This is a genomic window from Methylobacterium sp. Leaf89 (assembly GCF_001422215.1).
Lineage (GTDB): Bacteria > Pseudomonadota > Alphaproteobacteria > Rhizobiales > Beijerinckiaceae > Methylobacterium.
On the sequence record NZ_LMML01000011.1, the window covers coordinates 141577 to 159050 of the forward strand.

Sequence of the window (17474 nt, forward strand, 5' to 3'; positions counted from 1 at the left end):
GGAGATCGGACACCCGACTCTCCCATCCGGCAGATCTTCGCATGCGCACCACCATCAAAGGCCGCCTGGTCACGCTGCTCGGCGTGATGGGCTTTCTCCTGCTCCTCTCCACGGGGATCGGCACCTTCGCCCTGTCGGAAAACCATCGGAGCTTCAATTCCGTCTTCGGCGACCGCATCGTCCCACTGCGGCAGTTCAGCCTGATCCGTGATGCCTACGACGACCTGCTGGCGACGTCGCGCGCGCTTCGGAACCGGCAAGGGGAGGCCGGCCGGGCGACCGCGAAGATCGACGCGGATCTGGGCAACATCCAGACCCAGTGGTCGGCCTACCTGGCGACCTACCTGACCCCGGAGGAGAAGGAGCTCGCCGCCGAGTTGCAGCGGCGCATCGACCAAAACGCCGCGGTCGCGGCCGACATCCTCCGTCGCCTCGCCGCCGGCGGCACCCCCGACTTCGACGCGACCCACGCGGCTCTGGTGAAGGGCATGGAGGAGGCCAACGTCGTCCTGAGCCAGCTCACCGCCCTGCAGGTCCGGGAGGCGCAGGCCGAGTTCGACCGGGCCGAGACCCATTCGGGCTGGTCGCGCCTGGCGCTCCTGGCCCTGGTCGCCCTGGCCGCCGCCGCCATCGGCTTCGGCCTCTACACCGTGCTGGCCCTGGTCGTGCGCCCGCTCGGCGGCATGACCGGCACCATGGCCAAGCTGGCCGGCGGCGACGTCACGACCGAGGTGGCGGGCGCGCACCGCCGGGACGAGATCGGCGCGATGGCCCGGGCCGTCCAGGTCTTCAAGGACGCCATGATCGCCAAGCGCGACGCCGACGCCGCCGCCGCGATCGAGAGCGCCGCCAAGATGCGCCGGGCCGAGATCCTGGATGCCGCCACGCGGGGGTTCCAGGCGCAGGTCGCACGCCTGACCCACGGCCTGTCCTCCGCCGCCACCGAGATGGAGGCCACGGCGCGGGCGATGAGCCGCACCGCCGACCAGACGGCCGGGCAATCCCTGAGCGTCGCCTCGGCCGCCGAGCAGACCTCGGCCAATGTCCAGACCGTGGCGGCCGCGAGCGAGGAGATGGCCGCCTCCATCGGCGAGATCGCCGCCCAGGTCGCCCGCTCGGCGGCGATGGCCGAGCGGGCCTCCGAGAACGCGGCGGCCACGGACACGATCATCCTCGGCCTCGCCGAGGGGGCCGAGCGGATCGGCACGGTGGTGGGCCTGATCTCGGGGATCGCGGCCCAGACCAACCTGCTGGCACTCAACGCCACCATCGAGGCGGCCCGCGCCGGCGAGGCGGGCCGGGGGTTCGCGGTGGTCGCGGGCGAGGTCAAGGAGCTGGCCTCCCAGACCGCGCGCGCCACGGCGACCATCTCGGACCAGATCACCACGATCCAGAGCGAGACCCGCCAGGCGGTCACGTCGATCCGGACCATCGGCGCGACCATCGCCGAGCTGCGCAGCATCGCGGTCGGCGTCGCGGCGGCCATGGAGGAGCAGGGAGCGGCCACCCAGGAGATCGTCCGCAACGTGACCCAGGCCGCCCAGGGCACGCAGTCGGTGACCGTCAGCATCGGCAGCGTGACCCAGGCCGCCGGCGAGACCGGGGCGGCCTCGTCCCAGGTCCTGGCCGCCGCCTCCGAACTCGCGCGCCAGTCCGAACAGCTGAGCGCCGAGGTCTCGGGCTTCCTCGCCACCGTCCAGGCCGCCTGAGCGGGCTTGCCCGACGGCCGGCTTTCGGGGCTGATGCCGGACGCCCCGGGCGCCGGGGCCGGCATCGGGGGAACGGATGAGCGGCTCCGACGACGACCGCCCGCGATCCGGGCCGTGGACCCGGCGCGGCCTGCTCGCCGGGGGCGTCGGAGCGGCGGCGCTCGGAATTGTGGGGCTGGGGGCCGGCGGGATCCTCGCGCCGCCGGACGCGGTTCGGCACGATCGCCAGATCGCCGAGGCCCACCTCGCCGCGCGTCTGCCGGCGATCCGGGCGGCGCTGGCGGCGGCGCGGCCGGGCTTCGTGTTCCTGGCGGGCAACTCGCAGGCCGAGCTTCTCGGAGCCGCCATGGCGCGGCGGCCGGACGTGGTGAATGGCGGGATCGGCGGCACCTCGGCCCGCCGCTATGCCGGCGCGATCGACGGACTGGCCTTCCCCGTCCGGGCCGGAGTCGCGGTGCTGTTCGTCGGCACGAACGACATCCTGCGGCGGGCCGACCCCCTGTCGGCGCGCATGGCGGGCGGGTTCGCGGCGGCGACGGGCCGCATCGTGACGTGGCTGGCGGCGAATGCGGATCGGGTGCTGGTGGCGGCCGTGCCGCCGATCGGGCCGGAGGCCGGGGCGGAGCGCGATCCGGCGGCGGTGGCCGCCTACACGGCGCTCCTGCGTGATCTGTGCGCGCGGCAGGGCTGCCGGGTCTTCGACCCCTTCGCGGACCTGCGCGACGGTCCACCGGGCCTGACCACCCGGGCGGTGCCGCCGGACGGCGTGCACCTGCGCGACTACGACGCCCTGGCGGCCGGGCTCGAAACGCACCTGCGCGCGCCGCCGGACTGAGCGGCCGGCGGGGTCGCGAAGCCTGCGGAGGCGCGAACGCCCCCCCGCGCGGGGTCCGTCAGTTGAACAGCGAGCCGACGCCGCCCTGGACGCGGCCGAGACCCTGCTTGGCCACCGGGTTGCCGGGCTCGATCTGCGCGGCGCGCTGGTAGCTCTCCACCGCCTCCTTCCTGCGGTTGGACTTCTCGTAGGCGAGGCCGCGATAGGCCCAGGAGGTGGCGTCCTTGTTGTTGACGTTGAGCGCCGCGTTGTAGTCCTCGATCGCCTTGTCGTACTGGTTGGTGGCGATCAGGCTCTGGCCGCGCGCCGCATAGGGCGCCGCCACGAAGGGATTGCGGTCGATGGCGGCGTCGAAATCCGCGATGGCCTGGGTGTTCTGCCCCTGCTTCTGCCGGACGAGGCCGCGCGCGTGGTAGGCCTCGGCCGATTCCGGCGCGAGGCGGATCGCCTGGTTGAGGTCGGTGGTGGCGCCCTCGAGGTCGCCCTGGGCGCGCAGCACGTTGGCGCGGCCGATATAGGCCGGGGCGTAGTTCGGATCGGCCGAGATCGACTTCGAGAAGTCCTGCAGCGCGGCGTCGTTGCGGCCGATCTGGCGGTTGGCGAGCGCGCGGTTGTTGTAGGCCGAGGCCGAATTCGGGTCGATCTGCACCGCCTTGGTGAAGTCCCCGATGGCGTCGTTGAACTGGCCGGCTCGGGCATAGGCCGCGCCGCGGGTGACGTAGGCCGCCGCGTCGTTGGGATTGCGCTGGATCACGTCGGTGAGCGAGGTGATGTTGACCGTGGTGGCGCCCGTCTGGTCGGATTCGAGCACGGCGAACTGGCGCGTCGCGGTGGCGCCGCCGCCATAGGTCTCGCAACCGGCCAGCGCGGCCGCCGCGAGCGCCGTGGCCCCGATCAGCCCCGCCTTCGATGCCCGCAGCTTCAAAACCGTCATGGTCCTCGCTCCCCCCGGCGTCGCGCGCGACGCCGCCCCCGATTCGATTGCGTCCCGTGCCGAGCCCCGCATGGACGGGGCCGGTTGCGCCCGCACCCTCCCGCATCGCGGTGAATGCGCGCTTAAAGTCGGCGACGGGTTCCGCTCAAGCGGTCGGATGTGGCGAAGGTATGGCTTGCCGCGCGCGCCTTCACGAAACGGCTCCAAACGGCCGGCGGGACCGTCGGTTGCCGGGTGGGTGTCGCAATCGGGCCGCGGTTCGGGCGGCGTCTCAGGGTTTTGGCAGCAACTGGGTGACGTGGCCCATCTTGCGGCCCGGCCGGGCCTCGCCCTTGCCGTAGAGGTGGAGCTGGCTCCCCGGCCGGGCGAGGATCGCGGCCCAGTCGTCCACGTCGCCGCCGATCAGGTTGTGCATCTCCACCGCCATGCCGCCGACCCGGGCCGAATCGCCGAGCGGCCAGCCGCAGACCGCCCGGACGTGCTGGGCGAACTGCGAGGTCGTCGCGCCCTCGATGGTCCAGTGGCCGGAATTGTGGACCCGCGGGGCGATCTCGTTGACCACGACCCGGGCCGGGCCGTCCGCCTGGGGCACCAGGAACATCTCGACGGCGAGCACGCCGACATAGTCCAGCGCCTCGGCGATGCGGCGGGCGATGCCGATGGCGGCGGCCTCGGTCTGCGGCGCGATGCCGGGGGCGGGCACGCGGGTGACGGCGAGGATGTGGTCGCGGTGCTCGTTGGCGCAGGGGTCGTAGGCCGCGAAGGCCCCGTCGGCGCCGCGGGCGGCCACCACCGACACCTCCGCCTCGAACGGCACGAAGCCTTCCAGGATGCAGGGCGCGCCGTTGAACTCGGCCAGGATGGCGGCGGCGTCGACCGGCCCCTCGGCCCGGATCATGCGCTGGCCCTTGCCGTCATAGCCGAAGCGGCGGGTCTTCAGCACCGCCGGGCGGCCGATCTCTTCGAGCGCCCGGGTCAGGTCCTCGACCGTGTCGACGGCCCGGAACGGCGCGGTCTCGATGCCGAGGTCGTTGATGAAGCGCTTCTCGGTCAGCCGGTCCTGGGTCGTGGCGAGTGCTGCGGCGTTCGGGTGCAACGGCGCCTTCGCGGCCAGGGCCTCGGCGGCCTGCGCCGGGATGTTCTCGAACTCGTAGGTGACCACGTCGACGCTCGCTGCGAAGCGCGCCAGGGCCGCGACGTCGTCGTAGGCCGCGATGGTGGCCTCGGCCGAGACGTCGAAGGCCGGACTGTCGGCATCGGGCGCGAAGACGTGGACCCGCAGGCCGTAACCGGCGGCCGCGAGGGCGATCATGCGGCCGAGCTGGCCGCCGCCCACGATGCCGAGGGTCGCGCCGGGGCGGATGTCGGGGAGGGCGGTCACGGCGATTCGCTTTTCAAGGCAGGTTCCGGTTCACGGCAGATGGGAGTTTACGGCTGGTCGCTCTGCGGGGTCTCGGCGACGCTCGCGGTCTGTGCGGCGCGCCAGGCTTCGAGACGCGCGGCGAGGCCCGCATCGGTGAGGGCGAGGATGGCGGCGGCGAGCAGCGCCGCGTTGACGGCGCCCGCCCGGCCGATCGCCAGGGTGCCCACCGGGATGCCGGCGGGCATCTGCACGATGGAGAGCAGGCTGTCCTGTCCCGACAAGGCCTTCGATTCCACCGGCACGCCGAGGACGGGAAGGGGGGTCATCGCCGCGGTCATGCCCGGCAGGTGGGCCGCGCCGCCGGCGCCCGCGATCACCACCTGGAATCCTTCGGCCTTGGCGCCCTTGGCGAAGGCGACGAGGCGGTCGGGCGTGCGATGGGCCGAGACGATGCGGTCGTCATGGGCGACGCCGAGCGCATCCAGCGTCTCGGCGGCATGCCGCATGGTCGCCCAGTCCGACTGGCTGCCCATGATGATCGCGACCGGGGAGGCTCCCGCCATGGTCGTCAGATCCCTTCGCGATCAGGTGGTAAGACGGGCCGTGCGACGCGACGCGGCCCTTGGGAACGCCGAATACAAAAGCGGTGGCGTGCCCGCAAGGCGGCACCCGCCCGGACACCCGCCCGCCGGGGGCCCGGTCAGGCGATGATGTCGGGGGTGATCTGGTCCTCGAGATACGAGATCCGGTCGCGCAGGAAGAGCTTGCGCTTCTTCAGGCGCTGGATCTGCAGCTGGTCGGCCACCACCCCGACCTCGAGGGCATCGATCGCGCCGTCGAGGTCGCGGTGTTCCTGCTTCAGCCGCGCCAACTCGTCGGCGGGTTCCACCGACGCATCGTTATCGAACTGGACCGCCATCGCACCTGATGCCCCGGGACGCTTTCGCCGCAGACCATGCGACAGCCGCTCGGCCTGGGCAAGAACCCGCCGCGCCTCCTGCACAACCATCCGCCTGCACAAACATCCGTCAAGCCGAGCCGTCGATAGGCTTCGACAGCCGGCTGATCATATGCCAGTCTGGCCCCGTCGAAACGAGACAGGAGACACAGCTCATGTCACTGCAGACGCACCTGACCCAGCTCGCCCGCAAGCACGAAGCCCTCGAGCGGGAGATCCACGACGCCACCATCCGACCCTCGGCGAACGACCTGCGCATCGCAGAGCTCAAGAGACGCAAGCTCCACCTCAAGGACGAGATGAACCGCCTGCGAAGCGAAACCGACCAGCTGCATTAGCGGCCGTCTCACCCCCACCGCCTCATCTCTCGAGCGTTCGCCGCCGCCGCTGGTCCCCAGGGCGGCGGTTTTCGTGTCCGGTGTCTTGGCGCCGCTGGTCCCCAGGGCGGCGGTTTTCGTGTCCGCCGACTTCGCGCCGCTGGTCCCCAGGGCGGCGGTTTTCGTGTCCGGTGTCTTCGCGCCACTGGTCCCCAGGGCGGCGGTTTTCGTGTCCGCCGGCTTCGCGCCGCCGGTCCCCAGGGCGGCGGTTTTCAAGTCCGCCGGCTTCGTCTCGCGAAGCGCGGAAGCAAAAGCCTGCGCCTCGATCCGTTCGGCAGGATGGCGCAGCAGTCCGGCGGCGTAAATTCCGGTAGAGTGCCGAGAAACCGGCATCATGACCGGTTCCGCGAGGACACGCCATGGACGCCACGCCCCACGCCCCGAATCCGCGGCCCGGCCGCTATGCCGAGACCCACGCCGCCTCGCTGGCCGACCCCGAGGCCTTCTGGCTCGAGGCGGCCCGGGCGATCGACTGGGCGAGCCCGCCGACCCGGGCCTTCGACGCGACGCTCGGCGCCTATGGCCGCTGGTTTCCCGACGCGACCCTGAACGCCTGCCACAACGCCGTGGACCGGCACGTCACGGCCGGGCGCGGCGACCAGGCCGCGATCCTGTACGATTCGCCCGTCACCGGCACCCAGCGCCGAATCACCTACGCGGACCTGCGCGATGCGGTGGCCGTGCTCGCCGGGGTGCTCCGCGACCTCGGGGTCGGCCGGGGCGACCGCGTCGTGATCTACATGCCGATGGTGCCCGAGGCCCTGTTCGGCATGCTCGCCTGCGCCCGCCTCGGCGCCGTCCATTCCGTGGTCTTCGGCGGCTTCGCCGCCAACGAACTGGCGATCCGCATCGAGGACGCCGCACCGAAGGTGGTGCTGGCCGCCTCCTGCGGCATCGAGCCGAGCCGCGTCGTCGCCTACAAGCCGCTCCTCGACGCCGCCCTCGCCGCCTCGGCGCACAAGCCGGCGGCCTGCCTGATCCTGCAGCGCCCGCAGGCGGCGGCCGACCTCGTGCCGGGGCGCGACCACGACTGGGCCGATACGGTGGCACGGGCGGAGACCGACGGCCGGCGGGCGGCCTGCGTGGACGTGGCGGCCACCGACCCGCTCTACATCCTCTACACCTCCGGCACGACGGGAAAACCCAAGGGCGTGGTGCGGGACACCGGCGGGTACTGCGTAGCGCTGGCCTGGTCGATGCCCAACCTCTACGCCGTGGCGCCGGGCGAGACCTACTTCTGCGCCTCCGACATCGGCTGGGTGGTGGGCCATTCCTACATCGTCTACGCGCCCCTCCTGCACGGCTGCACCACGGTGCTGTACGAGGGCAAGCCGGTGGGCACGCCCGATGCCGGAGCCCTCTGGCGGGTGGTTTCGGAGTCCGGCGCCGCCTGCCTGTTCACGGCCCCGACGGCGCTCCGCGCCATCAAGAAGGAGGACCCGCGCGCCGAGCGGGTGGGCGCCTACGACCTCTCGGGCTTCCGCTCCCTGTTCCTGGCCGGCGAGCGGGCCGACCCCGATTCCGTGGCCTGGGCCGAGCGCGCCCTCGGCCGCCCGGTGATCGACCACTGGTGGCAGACCGAGACCGGCTGGGCCATCGCGGGCAATCCCGTCGGCCTCGGCCGGCTGCCGGTCAAGCACGGCAGCGCCGGCGTGCCGATGCCGGGCTACGACCTCGCGGTGCTGGACGAGGCCGGCAAGCCGGTGCCCGCCGGCACGATGGGCACCATCGTCCTGCGGCTACCCCTGCCGCCGGGCTGTCTACCGACCCTCTGGGGCTCGGAGGCACGCTTCCGCGCGAGCTACCTCGCCACGTATCCGGGCTGGTACGACACCTCGGATGCCGGCATCGTCGATGCCGACGGCTACGTCACGGTGCTCGGCCGCACCGACGACATCATCAACGTCGCCGGGCACCGGCTCTCCACCGGCGGCATGGAGGCGGTGCTGGCGAGCCACCCGGACGTGGCCGAATGCGCGGTGATCGGCATCCGCGACGCCCTGAAGGGCGAGCAGCCCTGCGGCTTCGTCGTGCTGAAATCGGGCGTCGCGCGCCCGACCCAGGCGATCGAGGGCGAGCTCGTGGCCCTGGTCCGCGCGCAGATCGGCCCCGTCGCGGCCTTCAAGCTGGCGCTCACCGTGCAGCGGCTGCCCAAGACCCGCTCGGGCAAGATCCTGCGCGGGACCATGAAGCGCATCGCCGACGGGGAGCCCTGGACCACCCCGCCGACCATCGACGATGCCGGGGTGCTCGACGAGATCGGCGCCAGCCTGAAGGACCGGGGGATCGGGGCCGGGTAGTCGGGCGGGCGGGTAGCCAAGCGCGCGCCGGCGCGCCACCTATGCGGGGATGCAGCCACGCCGGAGCCCCGCATGACCGCCCGCCTGTTCGAGCCCCTGCGCCTCGACAACCTCACCCTCGAGAACCGGATCATCGTCGCGCCGATGTGCCAGTACTCGGCCCATGCGGGCCAGGCCGGCGACTGGCACCTGATGCATCTCGCTCAGATGGCGATGTCGGGGGCGGGGCTCCTCACCCTGGAGGCGACCGCGATCTCGCCGGAGGCCCGGATCTCGCCCACCGACCTCGGGCTCTATTCCGAGGAGACCGAGCGGGCGCTGGGCCGCGTCCTCGACGCGGTGCGAGGCTACGCGCCGGTGCCGATCGCCATCCAGATCAACCATGCGGGCCGCAAGGCCTCCAGCCGCGCCCCCTGGGACGGCGGCGCGCAGATCGCCCCCGAGGTACCGGATGGCTGGCGCACGGAAGCCCCCTCGGCCCTGGCGCACGGGGAAGGCGAGGTGGCGCCGCACGCCCTCGATTCGGAAGGGCTGAAGCGCATCCGCGACGGCTTCGTCGCCACCGCGCGCCGGGCCCTGCGCCTGGGCATCGAAGGCTTCGAGCTTCACGGGGCGCACGGCTACCTGCTGCACCAGTTCCTGTCGCCGCTCTCCAACCAGCGCACCGACCAGTATGGCGGCCCCCTCGCCAACCGGATGCGGTTCCCGCTCGAATGCTTCGAGGCGGTGCGGGAGGCCGTGCCGGCGGGCAAGCCGGTCTGGATGCGGGTCTCGGCCACCGACTGGGTCGAGGAGGGCTGGACCCTTGAGGAGACGGTGGAACTCGCCCACGCCTTGAAGCGCCGGGGTGCGGCCGCGATCCACGTCTCCACCGGGGGCCTCTCCACGCAGCAGAAAATCCCGCTCTCGGCCGGCTACCAGGTTCCGTTCGCCGAGCGGATCAAGGCCGAGACCGGCCTCACCACCATCGCGGTCGGGCTCATCACCGAGGCCGCCCACGCGGAATCGATCCTGGCCGAGGGCCGGGCCGACGCGGTCTCCCTGGCGCGCGCCCTGCTCTACAACCCGCGCTGGCCCTGGCACGCGGCGGCCGAACTCGGCGCGCAGGTGCGCGCGCCGCGGCAGTACTGGCGTTCGCAGCCGCGGCAGTTCAAGGACCTCTTCACCGATACCCAGCACGGACAGCGCTGAGCGGGCCCCCGCGAAACCTCGAAGGCCCCGACCGCTTTCCTTCAGTCACCCCGCCGAAGCGGGCGTTTCCCGAGAGATCACGCAGCATGGACGACGACGACGTCACGACCTTCGCGGTGGAACGAGTCCGCCTCGACATCGAGAACGGCATCACCCTGATCTCGGGGGCCGACGACGAGGAGGAGCCGGCGGGCTACTTCATCATCCAGATCGAGAAGGGCGATCCCGACGGGCCGCTGATCGAGGTCTTCGGCGAGGACCTGACCCAGTCGGACGGCGTCACCCGGCTCGAACTCGGCCTGCGCCACCTGCAGTTCGCCTTCGACCCGCGCAGCACCATCGGGGCCGAGATGCCGTCCGTCCGCATCGAGTCCCGCACGGAGATCCCGGAGGGCGTACGCGCCCGCCTGTCCGTGGCGTTCGGCAAGCGCGCGAAACGCGCCTGAGACCCGGGCTTGCGCGAAGCGCGCCTGAGACCCAGGCCAGCCCGCGTCAGGTTCAGCAGCAGCGAGGCGAAGAGGCAGTCCGTGGCGATCAAGGTCGGCGACTACGTCGCATCCGAGGACAACGAGGCCACCATGACGGTGGTGGCCCTGGAAGGGGATCGGGCGCTCTGCCGCTGGTTCGTCGACGGCGACGTCGACGGCGACGAGAGGCAAGCCTGGATCGACCTGGCGGCGCTGACCGTTCTGTAGACGGGGCGGCACCGGACCCGGAGGGAACATGTCCGAGATCGAGGAGAAGCGGCGCGAGATCGCCGAGCTCATCGCGCTGGAACTCGGCCTCGGCGACCTCGAAGCCCTGAGCGCGGCCGACCGCGCCGCCGTGGACCGGCAGACGGCCGAGACCATCGCGGGCTGCGGGGCGGACAGCCCGGAGCCCGCCGACTGCACCGAGGCCAACATCCGCCTGCGCGGCCTGCTCCAGCAGTACCGCGCCCTGCAGATCCTCCGCAGCGACGAGGCCGATGCGCGGCTGGCGGAGGAGGGCGAGGTCTTCGGCCGCGAGGACGATGCCTGATATCGGCTCCGCTCGATCGAAGCGGCGCCCGGATCGGCAGGCCTGCGCGGCGCTCGAGCGAAGCCCCGATCCGCCATCCCTAAGGGATCGGACGGATTGGGTCTGGGCGGTCCCTCAGCGCGCCACCGCCCCGACCATCGGGCCGAGGGGGCGGCTGAGGTCCGAGCGGTTCATCGACGGGGCGTAGAGGCTCGACACGCTGCCGTCGAGGAAGAGCGCGTTGCGGCAGCCGAGGGTGTCCTTGTACAGGCGCGCGAAGGCGCCGAAGCTCACCGGCCGCTCCGAGATCGCGAACACGGCGGTGCGGCCGTCGTCGCGGACCCCGACCCCGTTGCGGATCTTCTGGCTCGGGCCGTCCGCGGAGATCTTGGGGTGGATATGCCCGTCCACGACGAGCATCGGCCCCGACTGCGTGGCGAAATCCGGCTTCGGGGCGCTGCGCAGGTAGCGGCCCGTCTCCATCACGCCGGCACGCTCGCCCTTCACCCAGAAGATGCCGTTCGGCTTCAGGTGAAAGTTGCCCGGCCCGTTGGCGGTGGAAACGCCCTTCAGCTCGCGCCCGTCCTCGATGTAGAGCCCGACCGGGGCCTGGCCCTTGTCGTACATGCCGGCATTCATGGCAAAGCGCAGGGACGCCCCCTGCTTCTCCGCCAGGGTCGAGAGCGAGGAATAGGGCAGGCCATCGGCCCCGAGCCAGAACAGCCGCACCCGCTCGCGGCGCAGGTCGACCGTGCAGACGGTGTAGGCCTCGCCCTCCGCCTGGACGGCCCGGCAGGGCGCCGGGGCAGGGGCGGCCGCCGGCGCGGCCCTGGCCGGACCGCCGAGGGCGAGGCAGGCGGCGCTCAGGAGGGCGGCGCGCAGAAGGGCGGGGACCGGGAAACGGCGTATCCGAACGCGAGCCCGCACGACATCCTGCACCATGGTCACCCGCATCCCCCTCGACCGCGCCCGCCGGAGGATCGTGGCGGCCGGCCCCGCTTCCTCGCCCGAAACCCCGGGCGATTTCAAGGGCGGCCCGATGTCCGGGGCGACCACCGGGGCCGGGCGGGGCTCGGCGCGCTTCACGATGACGGGAGAGTCGAAACGCGCATGAACCCTTCCGGGTGCCACCGCGTTTGTGCGTCCAAGGGGACGTTTCGGCTTCTTTCGGAGACGATGTGATGAAACGAGTTGTTCTGGCCTCGGCGGCCATGATCGGCGCGCTCGCGATGATTCCCGCCACCGCGGAAGCGCGCGGCGGGTTCGGTGGCGGCGGTTTCCACGGTGGCGGCTTCCACGGCGGCGGATTCGGAGGCGGCGGCTTCCGGGGCGGCTTCGGTGGCGGTGGATTCCGGGGTGGCTTCGGCGGCGGCGGCTTCCGCCATGCCGGCTTCGGCTATCGCGGCGGCTTCGGCGGCTATCGCGGTGGCTTCGGTGGCTACCGCGGCGGATATTACGGGCGCGGCTACGGGCGCGGCTACGGCTACGGGCTCGGCGGCCTGGGTCTCGGCGTCGGCCTCGGCTTGGCGGCGGGAGGTCTTTACGGAGGCTACGGCCCGGGCTACGGCTACGGCTACGCCCCGGTGGGCTACGGCGCCTACGATTACGGCTACGGCGGCGGCTGCTACACGGTCCCGCGCGTGCGCTGGACCCCCTACGGCTACCGCCGGGTGCTGGTCGAGCGCTGCTACTGATCGGATCGCCTGATCGGCGTTTTTCGAGGGGCCGCCGCGTGCGGCCCCTTTTCGTTGGCCGCTGGTCCGCGCCTCAGCGACGCCTCTCCTCCCGGCGCATCGGCATCGCGTCGATGGTCTCGAACAGCGCGTCCGCCGGGATCGGCGCCGTCGCAGTCCGCTTGGCCTCGCCGTCCTTGCCCACCAGCACCACGCGAAACCCGTCCGCGGGGAGCCCGAGGACCGCCCGCAGGTTCCGGGCCCCGGGCGAATCGCCGACGGCCTCGCGGACCACGAGATCGCGCTCCTTTACGCCAGCCCGGGCTTGCTCCAGTTCGGCGCGCTGGACCGCGACCCGGGGATCGCCGGGCTCGGGCGCGGAGATCACCAGCACCCGCGACGTCCAGCGCTCCCGCGCCAGCGGGTTCTCCGCCGCCTGGGCCGCCGTGACGCCGAGCAGCATCGCCCCGATCATCCGCCATCCGCGTGCCATCCCGATGTCTCCCGTGCCCGTCGCCGTTCCGGGACAACGCGCGGAGGGGCCGCCGGACCCGTCGCCCGACCCGCACGGAATTGTCATCGGCTGCCGCCGTCCCATCTGTCGGGAGATCTCCCGACGGGCGCGTCCACGGCGCGCCCGTCGCCTCTCGCGAACCCCATCGCGAAAACCCTGGAGCCGCCCCATGACCCACGTGAATCGCCGCATCGTCCTCGCCGCCCGTCCGCACGGTGAGCCGAACGCCTCGCATTTCCGGCTCGAGGAGGCGCGGATGCCGGTGGCGAAGGCGGGCGAAGTGCTGCTCGCCAACCGCTGGCTTTCCCTCGACCCCTACATGCGCGGACGCATGAGCGCGGCGAAATCCTACGCCGAGCCGGTGGCGATCGGCGACACCATGGTGGGCGCCACCGTGGCGGAGGTGGTCGAGTCCCAGCATCCCGATTACCGCGTCGGCGAAACGGTGGTGGGCTTCGGCGGCTGGCAGGACTTCGCCGTCTCCGACGGCCGCGGCCTGCGTCGCCTCGATCCGGACGCCGCACCCGTCACCACCGCCCTGGGCATCCTCGGCATGCCCGGCATGACGGCCTATACGGGGCTCCTCAACATCGGCAAGCCCAAGGCCGGCGAAACCGTGGTGGTGGCCGCGGCCACCGGGCCGGTGGGCTCCCTCGTCGGGCAGATCGCCAAGCGCAGGGGCGCGCGGGCGGTGGGCATCGCGGGCGGCCCCGAGAAATGCGCCTTCCTGCGCGACACCCTCGGCTTCGACGCGGCCATCGACCACCGCGCCGAGAACTTCCCCGACGCGCTGGCCGCCGCCTGCCCCGACGGCATCGACGTCTATTTCGAGAATGTCGGCGGCGCTGTGTTCGACGCGGTGCTGCCGCTCCTGAACAACTTCGCCCGCATCCCGGTCTGCGGCCTCGTCTCCGGCTACAACGCCACCGAGCTGCCGCCCGGCCCAGACCGGGTGCCGGTGCTGATGCGCGCGATCCTGTCGAAGCGCCTGCATGTCCAGGGCTTCATCGTCTGGGACTTCGCCGCCCAGGAATCCGCGTTCCTGCAGGAGGTCGGGGCCTGGCTGCGCGACGGCCTCGTGGTCCATCGCGAGGACATCGTCGACGGTTTGGAGAAGGCCCCGGAGGCCTTCGCGGGCCTGCTCCAGGGCCGCAATTTCGGCAAGCTCATCGTCCGAATCCGCTGAGCGGAGGGCAGGGCGCTTCCCTCGGGACGCCTTGCCTCACGAACGGAACAAAGATAGAACATACAGATCCCCCCGATTCCCTGAGAGTCACGGGGACAGCCCGCCGACCGCGATTGCCGCCGGGGCCCGAGAGGCCCATGACAGGGCGGCGACCCGGTCGTTCGGGGCCGCAGCGCGCAGTGAGATCGATCGGTAGGAGAGAGCGGCATGGCCGGCAGCGTGAACAAGGTGATCCTGGTGGGCAATCTCGGGCGCGACCCCGAGACACGGCGCCTCGCCTCCGGTGATCCCGTGGTCAACCTGCGCATCGCCACATCGGAGTCCTGGAAGGACAAGATGTCGGGCGAGCGCAAGGAAAAGACCGAGTGGCACTCGGTGGTGATCTACAACGAGAACCTCGCCCGCGTGGCGGAACAGTACCTGCGCAAGGGCTCGAAGGTCTACATCGAGGGACAGCTCCAGACCCGCAAATGGGCGGACCAGTCCGGCGCCGAGAAGTACACCACCGAGGTGGTGCTCCAGCGCTTCCGGGGCGAGCTGACCCTTCTCGACGGCCGCAGCGGCGGCGGTGAGATGGGCATGGACGAGGAGAGCGGCGGCCAGATCAGCCGTGGCGGCGATTTCGGCGGTGGCGGCGGCGGTGGTGGCGGACGCGGCGGCGACCGCGGCGGGGATTACGGCGGCGGTCGCCCCTCGGGCGGCGGCGAGCGCCGGCCCGCCTCGGGCGGCGGTGGCGGCGGCTCGAAGCCGAACTTCGACCTCGACGACGACATTCCGTTCTAGGGTCGACCCCGCGTCGTCAAGGGTCGACCCCGCGTCGTTGATCGCACGGGACGCTAGGTCCCGACGGTCATCGGCGCGGCTCCGGGATCAAATGGCCGCCTCGTTCGTCTCCTGTAAAGGCCAAGCTCGCCGCGCCATCCGGCGCGGGGACTATGGCCGGCTAGGCAGGGGTTCCCGTGAGCATCGGACTGATCGCGCTTCTCGATGACGTCGCGGGTCTCGCCAAGGTGGCGGCGGCCTCCCTCGACGATGTCGCCGCCCAGGCGGGCCGCGCTGGCGTGAAGGCGGCCGGCGTCGTCATCGACGATGCCGCCGTGACGCCCCGCTACGTGGTGGGCTTCGCCGCCGAGCGCGAACTGCCCATCGTCGGCCGCATCGCGCTGGGCTCCCTGCGCAACAAGCTGCTGTTCCTGCTGCCCGCCGCCCTGGCGCTCGGCGCCTTCGCGTCCTGGGCGATCACGCCCCTGCTGATGCTCGGGGGGGCCTATCTCTGCTACGAGGGCACCGAGAAGGTCTACGAGGCGCTGTTCCCGCACAAGGCCCATGCCCACGCGGCGAAGCGCGACGAAGCGGCCGGCGATGCCCAGGCCCTGGAGGATCGGAAGGTCTCCAGTGCGATCAAGACGGACTTCATCCTCTCGGCCGAGATCATGGCCATCACCCTCGCGGCCCTGCCCGAGGGCTCGATCTGGATGCGGGCGGCGGTCCTCGCCGTGGTGGCGGTGGGGATCACCGTCGCGGTCTATGGCGGCGTCGCCCTGATCGTGAAGGCGGACGATGCCGGGGTCGCGATGGCCGCCAACGGGTCGCGCTCGGCCTTCGGCAGCCTCGTGCGCGGCCTCGGCCGCGCCCTGGTCAAGGGCATGCCGGGCTTTCTCAAGATCCTGGCCATCGTCGGCACCGCCGCGATGATCTGGGTCGGCGGCGGCATCCTGGTGCACGGCCTCGAGGGCTACGGCCTGCCCCAGATCGGCCACGCCATCCACGCCGTGGCGGCCGGGGCGGCGGGCGTCGCCGGTCCCCTCGCCGGGACGGTCGAGTGGCTCGTCACCGCGGCGGGCTCCGGCCTCGTCGGTCTCGTGGTCGGCGCGGCCCTGATCCCGGTGACGAGCTTCCTCCTGGCACCGGCCTGGAGCAGCCTGGCCCGGCTGCGGACCCGGGCCGCCTGAAATCTAGGAGGCACCGCGCAGGTGGGCGATGTGCCGAACCGCGAGTTCGTAGCCATGTGTGCCGAAGCCCGCCATAACGGCGGTCGCGGCGAGCGAGACGTAGGAGTGCTGGCGGAAGGCCTCGCGCCGATGCACGTTCGAGATGTGGCACTCGATGATCGGCACCTCGCAGGCGTTCAGGGCATCGAGGATCGCGATCGAGGTGTGCGTGTAGGCGCCCGGATTGATCACGATCCCGGCCGAGCCCACCCGGTAGGCCTGGATCCAGTCGATGAGCTGGTGCTCGGCATTGCTCTGGTGACAGGCGACCGCGAGGCCGAAGCCGGCGGCCAGGGTTCGACACCGGGCTTCCACGTCCGCCAGCGTCTCGTGCCCGTAGATGTGGGGTTCGCGCTGGCCGAGCAGGTTGAGGTTCGGGCCGTTCAGGATCAGGATCGTGTCGTGCATGGACGCCAGTCTTAAGGCGGGTGGACGGGCCCGGAAAGGGACCTGTCGCGCTCGGCGCGGCGCGCTTGCGGTCGCCGCCCGCGCGGGCCATGCCGGGCGGGGAGGGGCGCCCATCGCCGCATCCGCACAGGAGGACGTTTCATGAACGAGCCCGTCGTCATCGCCGTCGCGATCACCGGCTCGGTGCCCCGCAAATCCGACAACCCGGCGCTGCCGGTCACGGTGGCGGAGCAGATCGCCTCGACACAGGCCGCCTACGCCGCCGGGGCCACCCTCGCGCATATCCATGTGCGCAACGACGACGAGACGCCGTCCTCGGATCCCGACCGCTTCGCCGCCGTCCAGGAGGGCTTGCGCCGGGCCTGCCCGGGCATGGTGATCCAGTTCTCCACGGGCGGGCGGGGGCGCGACCCGGCGAGCCGGGGCCTGTCCCTGTCGCATCGTCCCGACATGGCCTCGCTCTCCACGGGGTCGGTGAACTTTCCGACCATCGTCTACGAGAACCCCACGACCCTCGTGACGGACCTCGCGGGTCAGATGAAGCGGTTCTGCGTGCGTCCCGAGATCGAGATCTTCGACCTGTCGCATCTTCACGGCGCCCTGCGTCTCGTGGAGGCCGGGCTGATCGATGACCGCCCGCACGTCCAGTTCGTCATGGGCGTGAAAAACGCCATGCCGGCGGACCCGCACCTCCTCGACCTCATGCTCGGCGAGATGCGCCGCATCCTGCCCCGGGCGACCTGGACGGCGGCCGGGATCGGGCGGCATCAGGCGAAGGTGATGGATTGGGCGCTCGCCCGCGGGGCGCATGCCGTGCGGACCGGCCTCGAGGACAACATCCGGATCACCCGGGAGCGCCTCGCCAGCGGAAATGCCGAACTCGTCGCCCTGGCGGCGGAGACCGTACGGCGGCACGGCCGTCGGGTTGCCACGCCGGCGGAGGCCCGCGCCTTCCTGGGCCTGGGGCAGGCGTGAACGTCGAAAGCCCGCCCTGGATTTCACCGGGGCGGGCTTTTTGTTGAGTTTGGTTGCGGGG

The 17474-nt window shown here is 71.9% G+C and carries 20 protein-coding genes; 13 read left to right on the forward strand and 7 right to left on the reverse strand.

Annotation, left to right across the window (positions count from 1 at the left end; all coding sequences use genetic code 11):
• Nucleotides 1-41 precede the first annotated feature (41 nt).
• A complete protein-coding gene (locus ASF18_RS06310; protein ID WP_056350238.1) occupies nt 42-1709 on the forward strand; it encodes a methyl-accepting chemotaxis protein in 1668 nt (555 codons plus the stop codon).
• Nucleotides 1710-1785: 76 nt separating this feature from the next.
• Entirely contained in the window at nt 1786-2544 is a 759-nt protein-coding gene (locus ASF18_RS06315; protein ID WP_056350240.1) for an SGNH/GDSL hydrolase family protein, read from the forward strand.
• A 58-nt stretch (nt 2545-2602) separates the two neighbouring features.
• On the opposite strand, the gene ASF18_RS06320 is transcribed toward ASF18_RS06315, so the two are convergent.
• From ASF18_RS06320 to ASF18_RS06335, 4 genes are all read right to left on the reverse strand, one after another.
• Nucleotides 2603-3478 carry a tetratricopeptide repeat protein gene (locus ASF18_RS06320; RefSeq protein WP_056350242.1) on the reverse strand — a complete coding sequence of 292 codons (876 nt, stop codon included), beginning with the start codon at nt 3476-3478 and terminating at the stop codon, nt 2603-2605.
• Nucleotides 3479-3749: 271 nt separating this feature from the next.
• A complete protein-coding gene (locus ASF18_RS06325) occupies nt 3750-4859 on the reverse strand; it encodes a 5-(carboxyamino)imidazole ribonucleotide synthase (protein ID WP_082487164.1) in 1110 nt (369 codons plus the stop codon).
• A 47-nt stretch (nt 4860-4906) separates the two neighbouring features.
• Nucleotides 4907-5404, reverse strand: coding sequence for a 5-(carboxyamino)imidazole ribonucleotide mutase (gene purE / locus ASF18_RS06330; protein ID WP_056221704.1), 498 nt, complete (start codon nt 5402-5404; stop codon nt 4907-4909).
• Nucleotides 5405-5541: 137 nt separating this feature from the next.
• Nucleotides 5542-5760, reverse strand: a complete 219-nt coding sequence (locus ASF18_RS06335; RefSeq protein WP_056221707.1) for a DUF465 domain-containing protein — start codon at nt 5758-5760, stop codon at nt 5542-5544.
• A gap of 194 nt (nt 5761-5954) precedes the next feature.
• Here ASF18_RS06335 and ASF18_RS06340 point away from each other — a divergent pair, with 194 nt between their 5' ends.
• The 6 genes from ASF18_RS06340 to ASF18_RS06360 all read left to right on the forward strand — a co-directional run bounded on the left by ASF18_RS06340 (nt 5955) and on the right by ASF18_RS06360 (nt 10687).
• On the forward strand, nt 5955-6137 hold the full coding sequence (locus ASF18_RS06340; RefSeq protein ID WP_056221710.1) for a DUF465 domain-containing protein: 183 nt from the start codon (nt 5955-5957) through the stop codon (nt 6135-6137).
• Between the two features lie 398 nt (nt 6138-6535).
• Complete coding sequence (locus ASF18_RS06345; RefSeq protein WP_056350246.1) at nt 6536-8476, forward strand: propionyl-CoA synthetase; 1941 nt, start codon at nt 6536-6538, stop codon at nt 8474-8476.
• 72 nt (nt 8477-8548) lie between these two features.
• Nucleotides 8549-9667, forward strand: coding sequence for an NADH:flavin oxidoreductase/NADH oxidase (locus ASF18_RS06350; RefSeq protein ID WP_056350249.1), 1119 nt, complete (start codon nt 8549-8551; stop codon nt 9665-9667).
• Between the two features lie 86 nt (nt 9668-9753).
• Nucleotides 9754-10113, forward strand: a complete 360-nt coding sequence (locus ASF18_RS06355) for a hypothetical protein (protein WP_056221724.1) — start codon at nt 9754-9756, stop codon at nt 10111-10113.
• Between the two features lie 81 nt (nt 10114-10194).
• Entirely contained in the window at nt 10195-10362 is a 168-nt protein-coding gene (locus ASF18_RS24235) for a hypothetical protein (protein ID WP_200917522.1), read from the forward strand.
• Between the two features lie 28 nt (nt 10363-10390).
• Entirely contained in the window at nt 10391-10687 is a 297-nt protein-coding gene (locus ASF18_RS06360) for a hypothetical protein (RefSeq protein WP_056221728.1), read from the forward strand.
• Nucleotides 10688-10801: 114 nt separating this feature from the next.
• Here the strand turns inward: ASF18_RS06360 and ASF18_RS06365 are convergent, their stop codons facing one another.
• Nucleotides 10802-11608 carry a phosphodiester glycosidase family protein gene (locus ASF18_RS06365; RefSeq protein WP_056221731.1) on the reverse strand — a complete coding sequence of 269 codons (807 nt, stop codon included), beginning with the start codon at nt 11606-11608 and terminating at the stop codon, nt 10802-10804.
• Between the two features lie 239 nt (nt 11609-11847).
• Here ASF18_RS06365 and ASF18_RS06370 point away from each other — a divergent pair, with 239 nt between their 5' ends.
• Entirely contained in the window at nt 11848-12360 is a 513-nt protein-coding gene (locus ASF18_RS06370) for a hypothetical protein (protein WP_056350251.1), read from the forward strand.
• Nucleotides 12361-12433: 73 nt separating this feature from the next.
• Here ASF18_RS06370 and ASF18_RS06375 read toward each other — a convergent pair whose 3' ends face one another.
• A complete protein-coding gene (locus ASF18_RS06375) occupies nt 12434-12832 on the reverse strand; it encodes a DUF4174 domain-containing protein (protein WP_056350253.1) in 399 nt (132 codons plus the stop codon).
• A gap of 190 nt (nt 12833-13022) precedes the next feature.
• On the opposite strand from ASF18_RS06375, the gene ASF18_RS06380 reads away from it, so the two are divergent.
• The 3 genes from ASF18_RS06380 (at nt 13023) to ASF18_RS06390 (ending at nt 15991) form a co-directional block, all read left to right on the forward strand.
• Nucleotides 13023-14039, forward strand: a complete 1017-nt coding sequence (locus ASF18_RS06380) for an NADP-dependent oxidoreductase (protein ID WP_056350255.1) — start codon at nt 13023-13025, stop codon at nt 14037-14039.
• 207 nt (nt 14040-14246) lie between these two features.
• Complete coding sequence (gene ssb / locus ASF18_RS06385; RefSeq protein ID WP_056350257.1) at nt 14247-14822, forward strand: single-stranded DNA-binding protein; 576 nt, start codon at nt 14247-14249, stop codon at nt 14820-14822.
• Between the two features lie 176 nt (nt 14823-14998).
• Entirely contained in the window at nt 14999-15991 is a 993-nt protein-coding gene (locus ASF18_RS06390; protein WP_056350258.1) for a DUF808 domain-containing protein, read from the forward strand.
• A 3-nt stretch (nt 15992-15994) separates the two neighbouring features.
• On the opposite strand, the gene aroQ is transcribed toward ASF18_RS06390, so the two are convergent.
• Nucleotides 15995-16438: a type II 3-dehydroquinate dehydratase gene (aroQ, locus tag ASF18_RS06395; RefSeq protein WP_056350260.1), complete on the reverse strand. Its 444-nt coding sequence runs from the start codon at nt 16436-16438 to the stop codon at nt 15995-15997.
• A gap of 141 nt (nt 16439-16579) precedes the next feature.
• On the opposite strand from aroQ, the gene ASF18_RS06400 reads away from it, so the two are divergent.
• Entirely contained in the window at nt 16580-17413 is an 834-nt protein-coding gene (locus tag ASF18_RS06400) for a 3-keto-5-aminohexanoate cleavage protein (RefSeq protein WP_056350262.1), read from the forward strand.
• Nucleotides 17414-17474: the final 61 nt, after the last annotated feature.

Excerpts from the sequence above, each read along its gene's own strand:
- aroQ (WP_056350260.1), bottom strand. The coding sequence starts at position 16,438 with ATGCACGACACGATCCTGATCCTGAACGGCCCGAACCTCAACCTGCTC.
- ASF18_RS06315 (WP_056350240.1), top strand. The coding sequence starts at position 1,786 with ATGAGCGGCTCCGACGACGACCGCCCGCGATCCGGGCCGTGGACCCGG.
- ASF18_RS06345 (WP_056350246.1), top strand. The coding sequence starts at position 6,536 with ATGGACGCCACGCCCCACGCCCCGAATCCGCGGCCCGGCCGCTATGCC.
- ASF18_RS06350 (WP_056350249.1), top strand. The coding sequence starts at position 8,549 with ATGACCGCCCGCCTGTTCGAGCCCCTGCGCCTCGACAACCTCACCCTC.
- purE (WP_056221704.1), bottom strand. The coding sequence starts at position 5,404 with ATGGCGGGAGCCTCCCCGGTCGCGATCATCATGGGCAGCCAGTCGGAC.
- ASF18_RS06370 (WP_056350251.1), top strand. The coding sequence starts at position 11,848 with ATGAAACGAGTTGTTCTGGCCTCGGCGGCCATGATCGGCGCGCTCGCG.
- ASF18_RS06335 (WP_056221707.1), bottom strand. The coding sequence starts at position 5,760 with ATGGCGGTCCAGTTCGATAACGATGCGTCGGTGGAACCCGCCGACGAG.
- ASF18_RS06355 (WP_056221724.1), top strand. The coding sequence starts at position 9,754 with ATGGACGACGACGACGTCACGACCTTCGCGGTGGAACGAGTCCGCCTC.
- ASF18_RS06400 (WP_056350262.1), top strand. The coding sequence starts at position 16,580 with ATGAACGAGCCCGTCGTCATCGCCGTCGCGATCACCGGCTCGGTGCCC.
- ASF18_RS06320 (WP_056350242.1), bottom strand. The coding sequence starts at position 3,478 with ATGACGGTTTTGAAGCTGCGGGCATCGAAGGCGGGGCTGATCGGGGCC.
- ssb (WP_056350257.1), top strand. The coding sequence starts at position 14,247 with ATGGCCGGCAGCGTGAACAAGGTGATCCTGGTGGGCAATCTCGGGCGC.
- ASF18_RS06375 (WP_056350253.1), bottom strand. The coding sequence starts at position 12,832 with ATGGCACGCGGATGGCGGATGATCGGGGCGATGCTGCTCGGCGTCACG.
- ASF18_RS06380 (WP_056350255.1), top strand. The coding sequence starts at position 13,023 with ATGACCCACGTGAATCGCCGCATCGTCCTCGCCGCCCGTCCGCACGGT.
- ASF18_RS06310 (WP_056350238.1), top strand. The coding sequence starts at position 42 with ATGCGCACCACCATCAAAGGCCGCCTGGTCACGCTGCTCGGCGTGATG.
- ASF18_RS06340 (WP_056221710.1), top strand. The coding sequence starts at position 5,955 with ATGTCACTGCAGACGCACCTGACCCAGCTCGCCCGCAAGCACGAAGCC.
- ASF18_RS06365 (WP_056221731.1), bottom strand. The coding sequence starts at position 11,608 with ATGGTGCAGGATGTCGTGCGGGCTCGCGTTCGGATACGCCGTTTCCCG.
- ASF18_RS06360 (WP_056221728.1), top strand. The coding sequence starts at position 10,391 with ATGTCCGAGATCGAGGAGAAGCGGCGCGAGATCGCCGAGCTCATCGCG.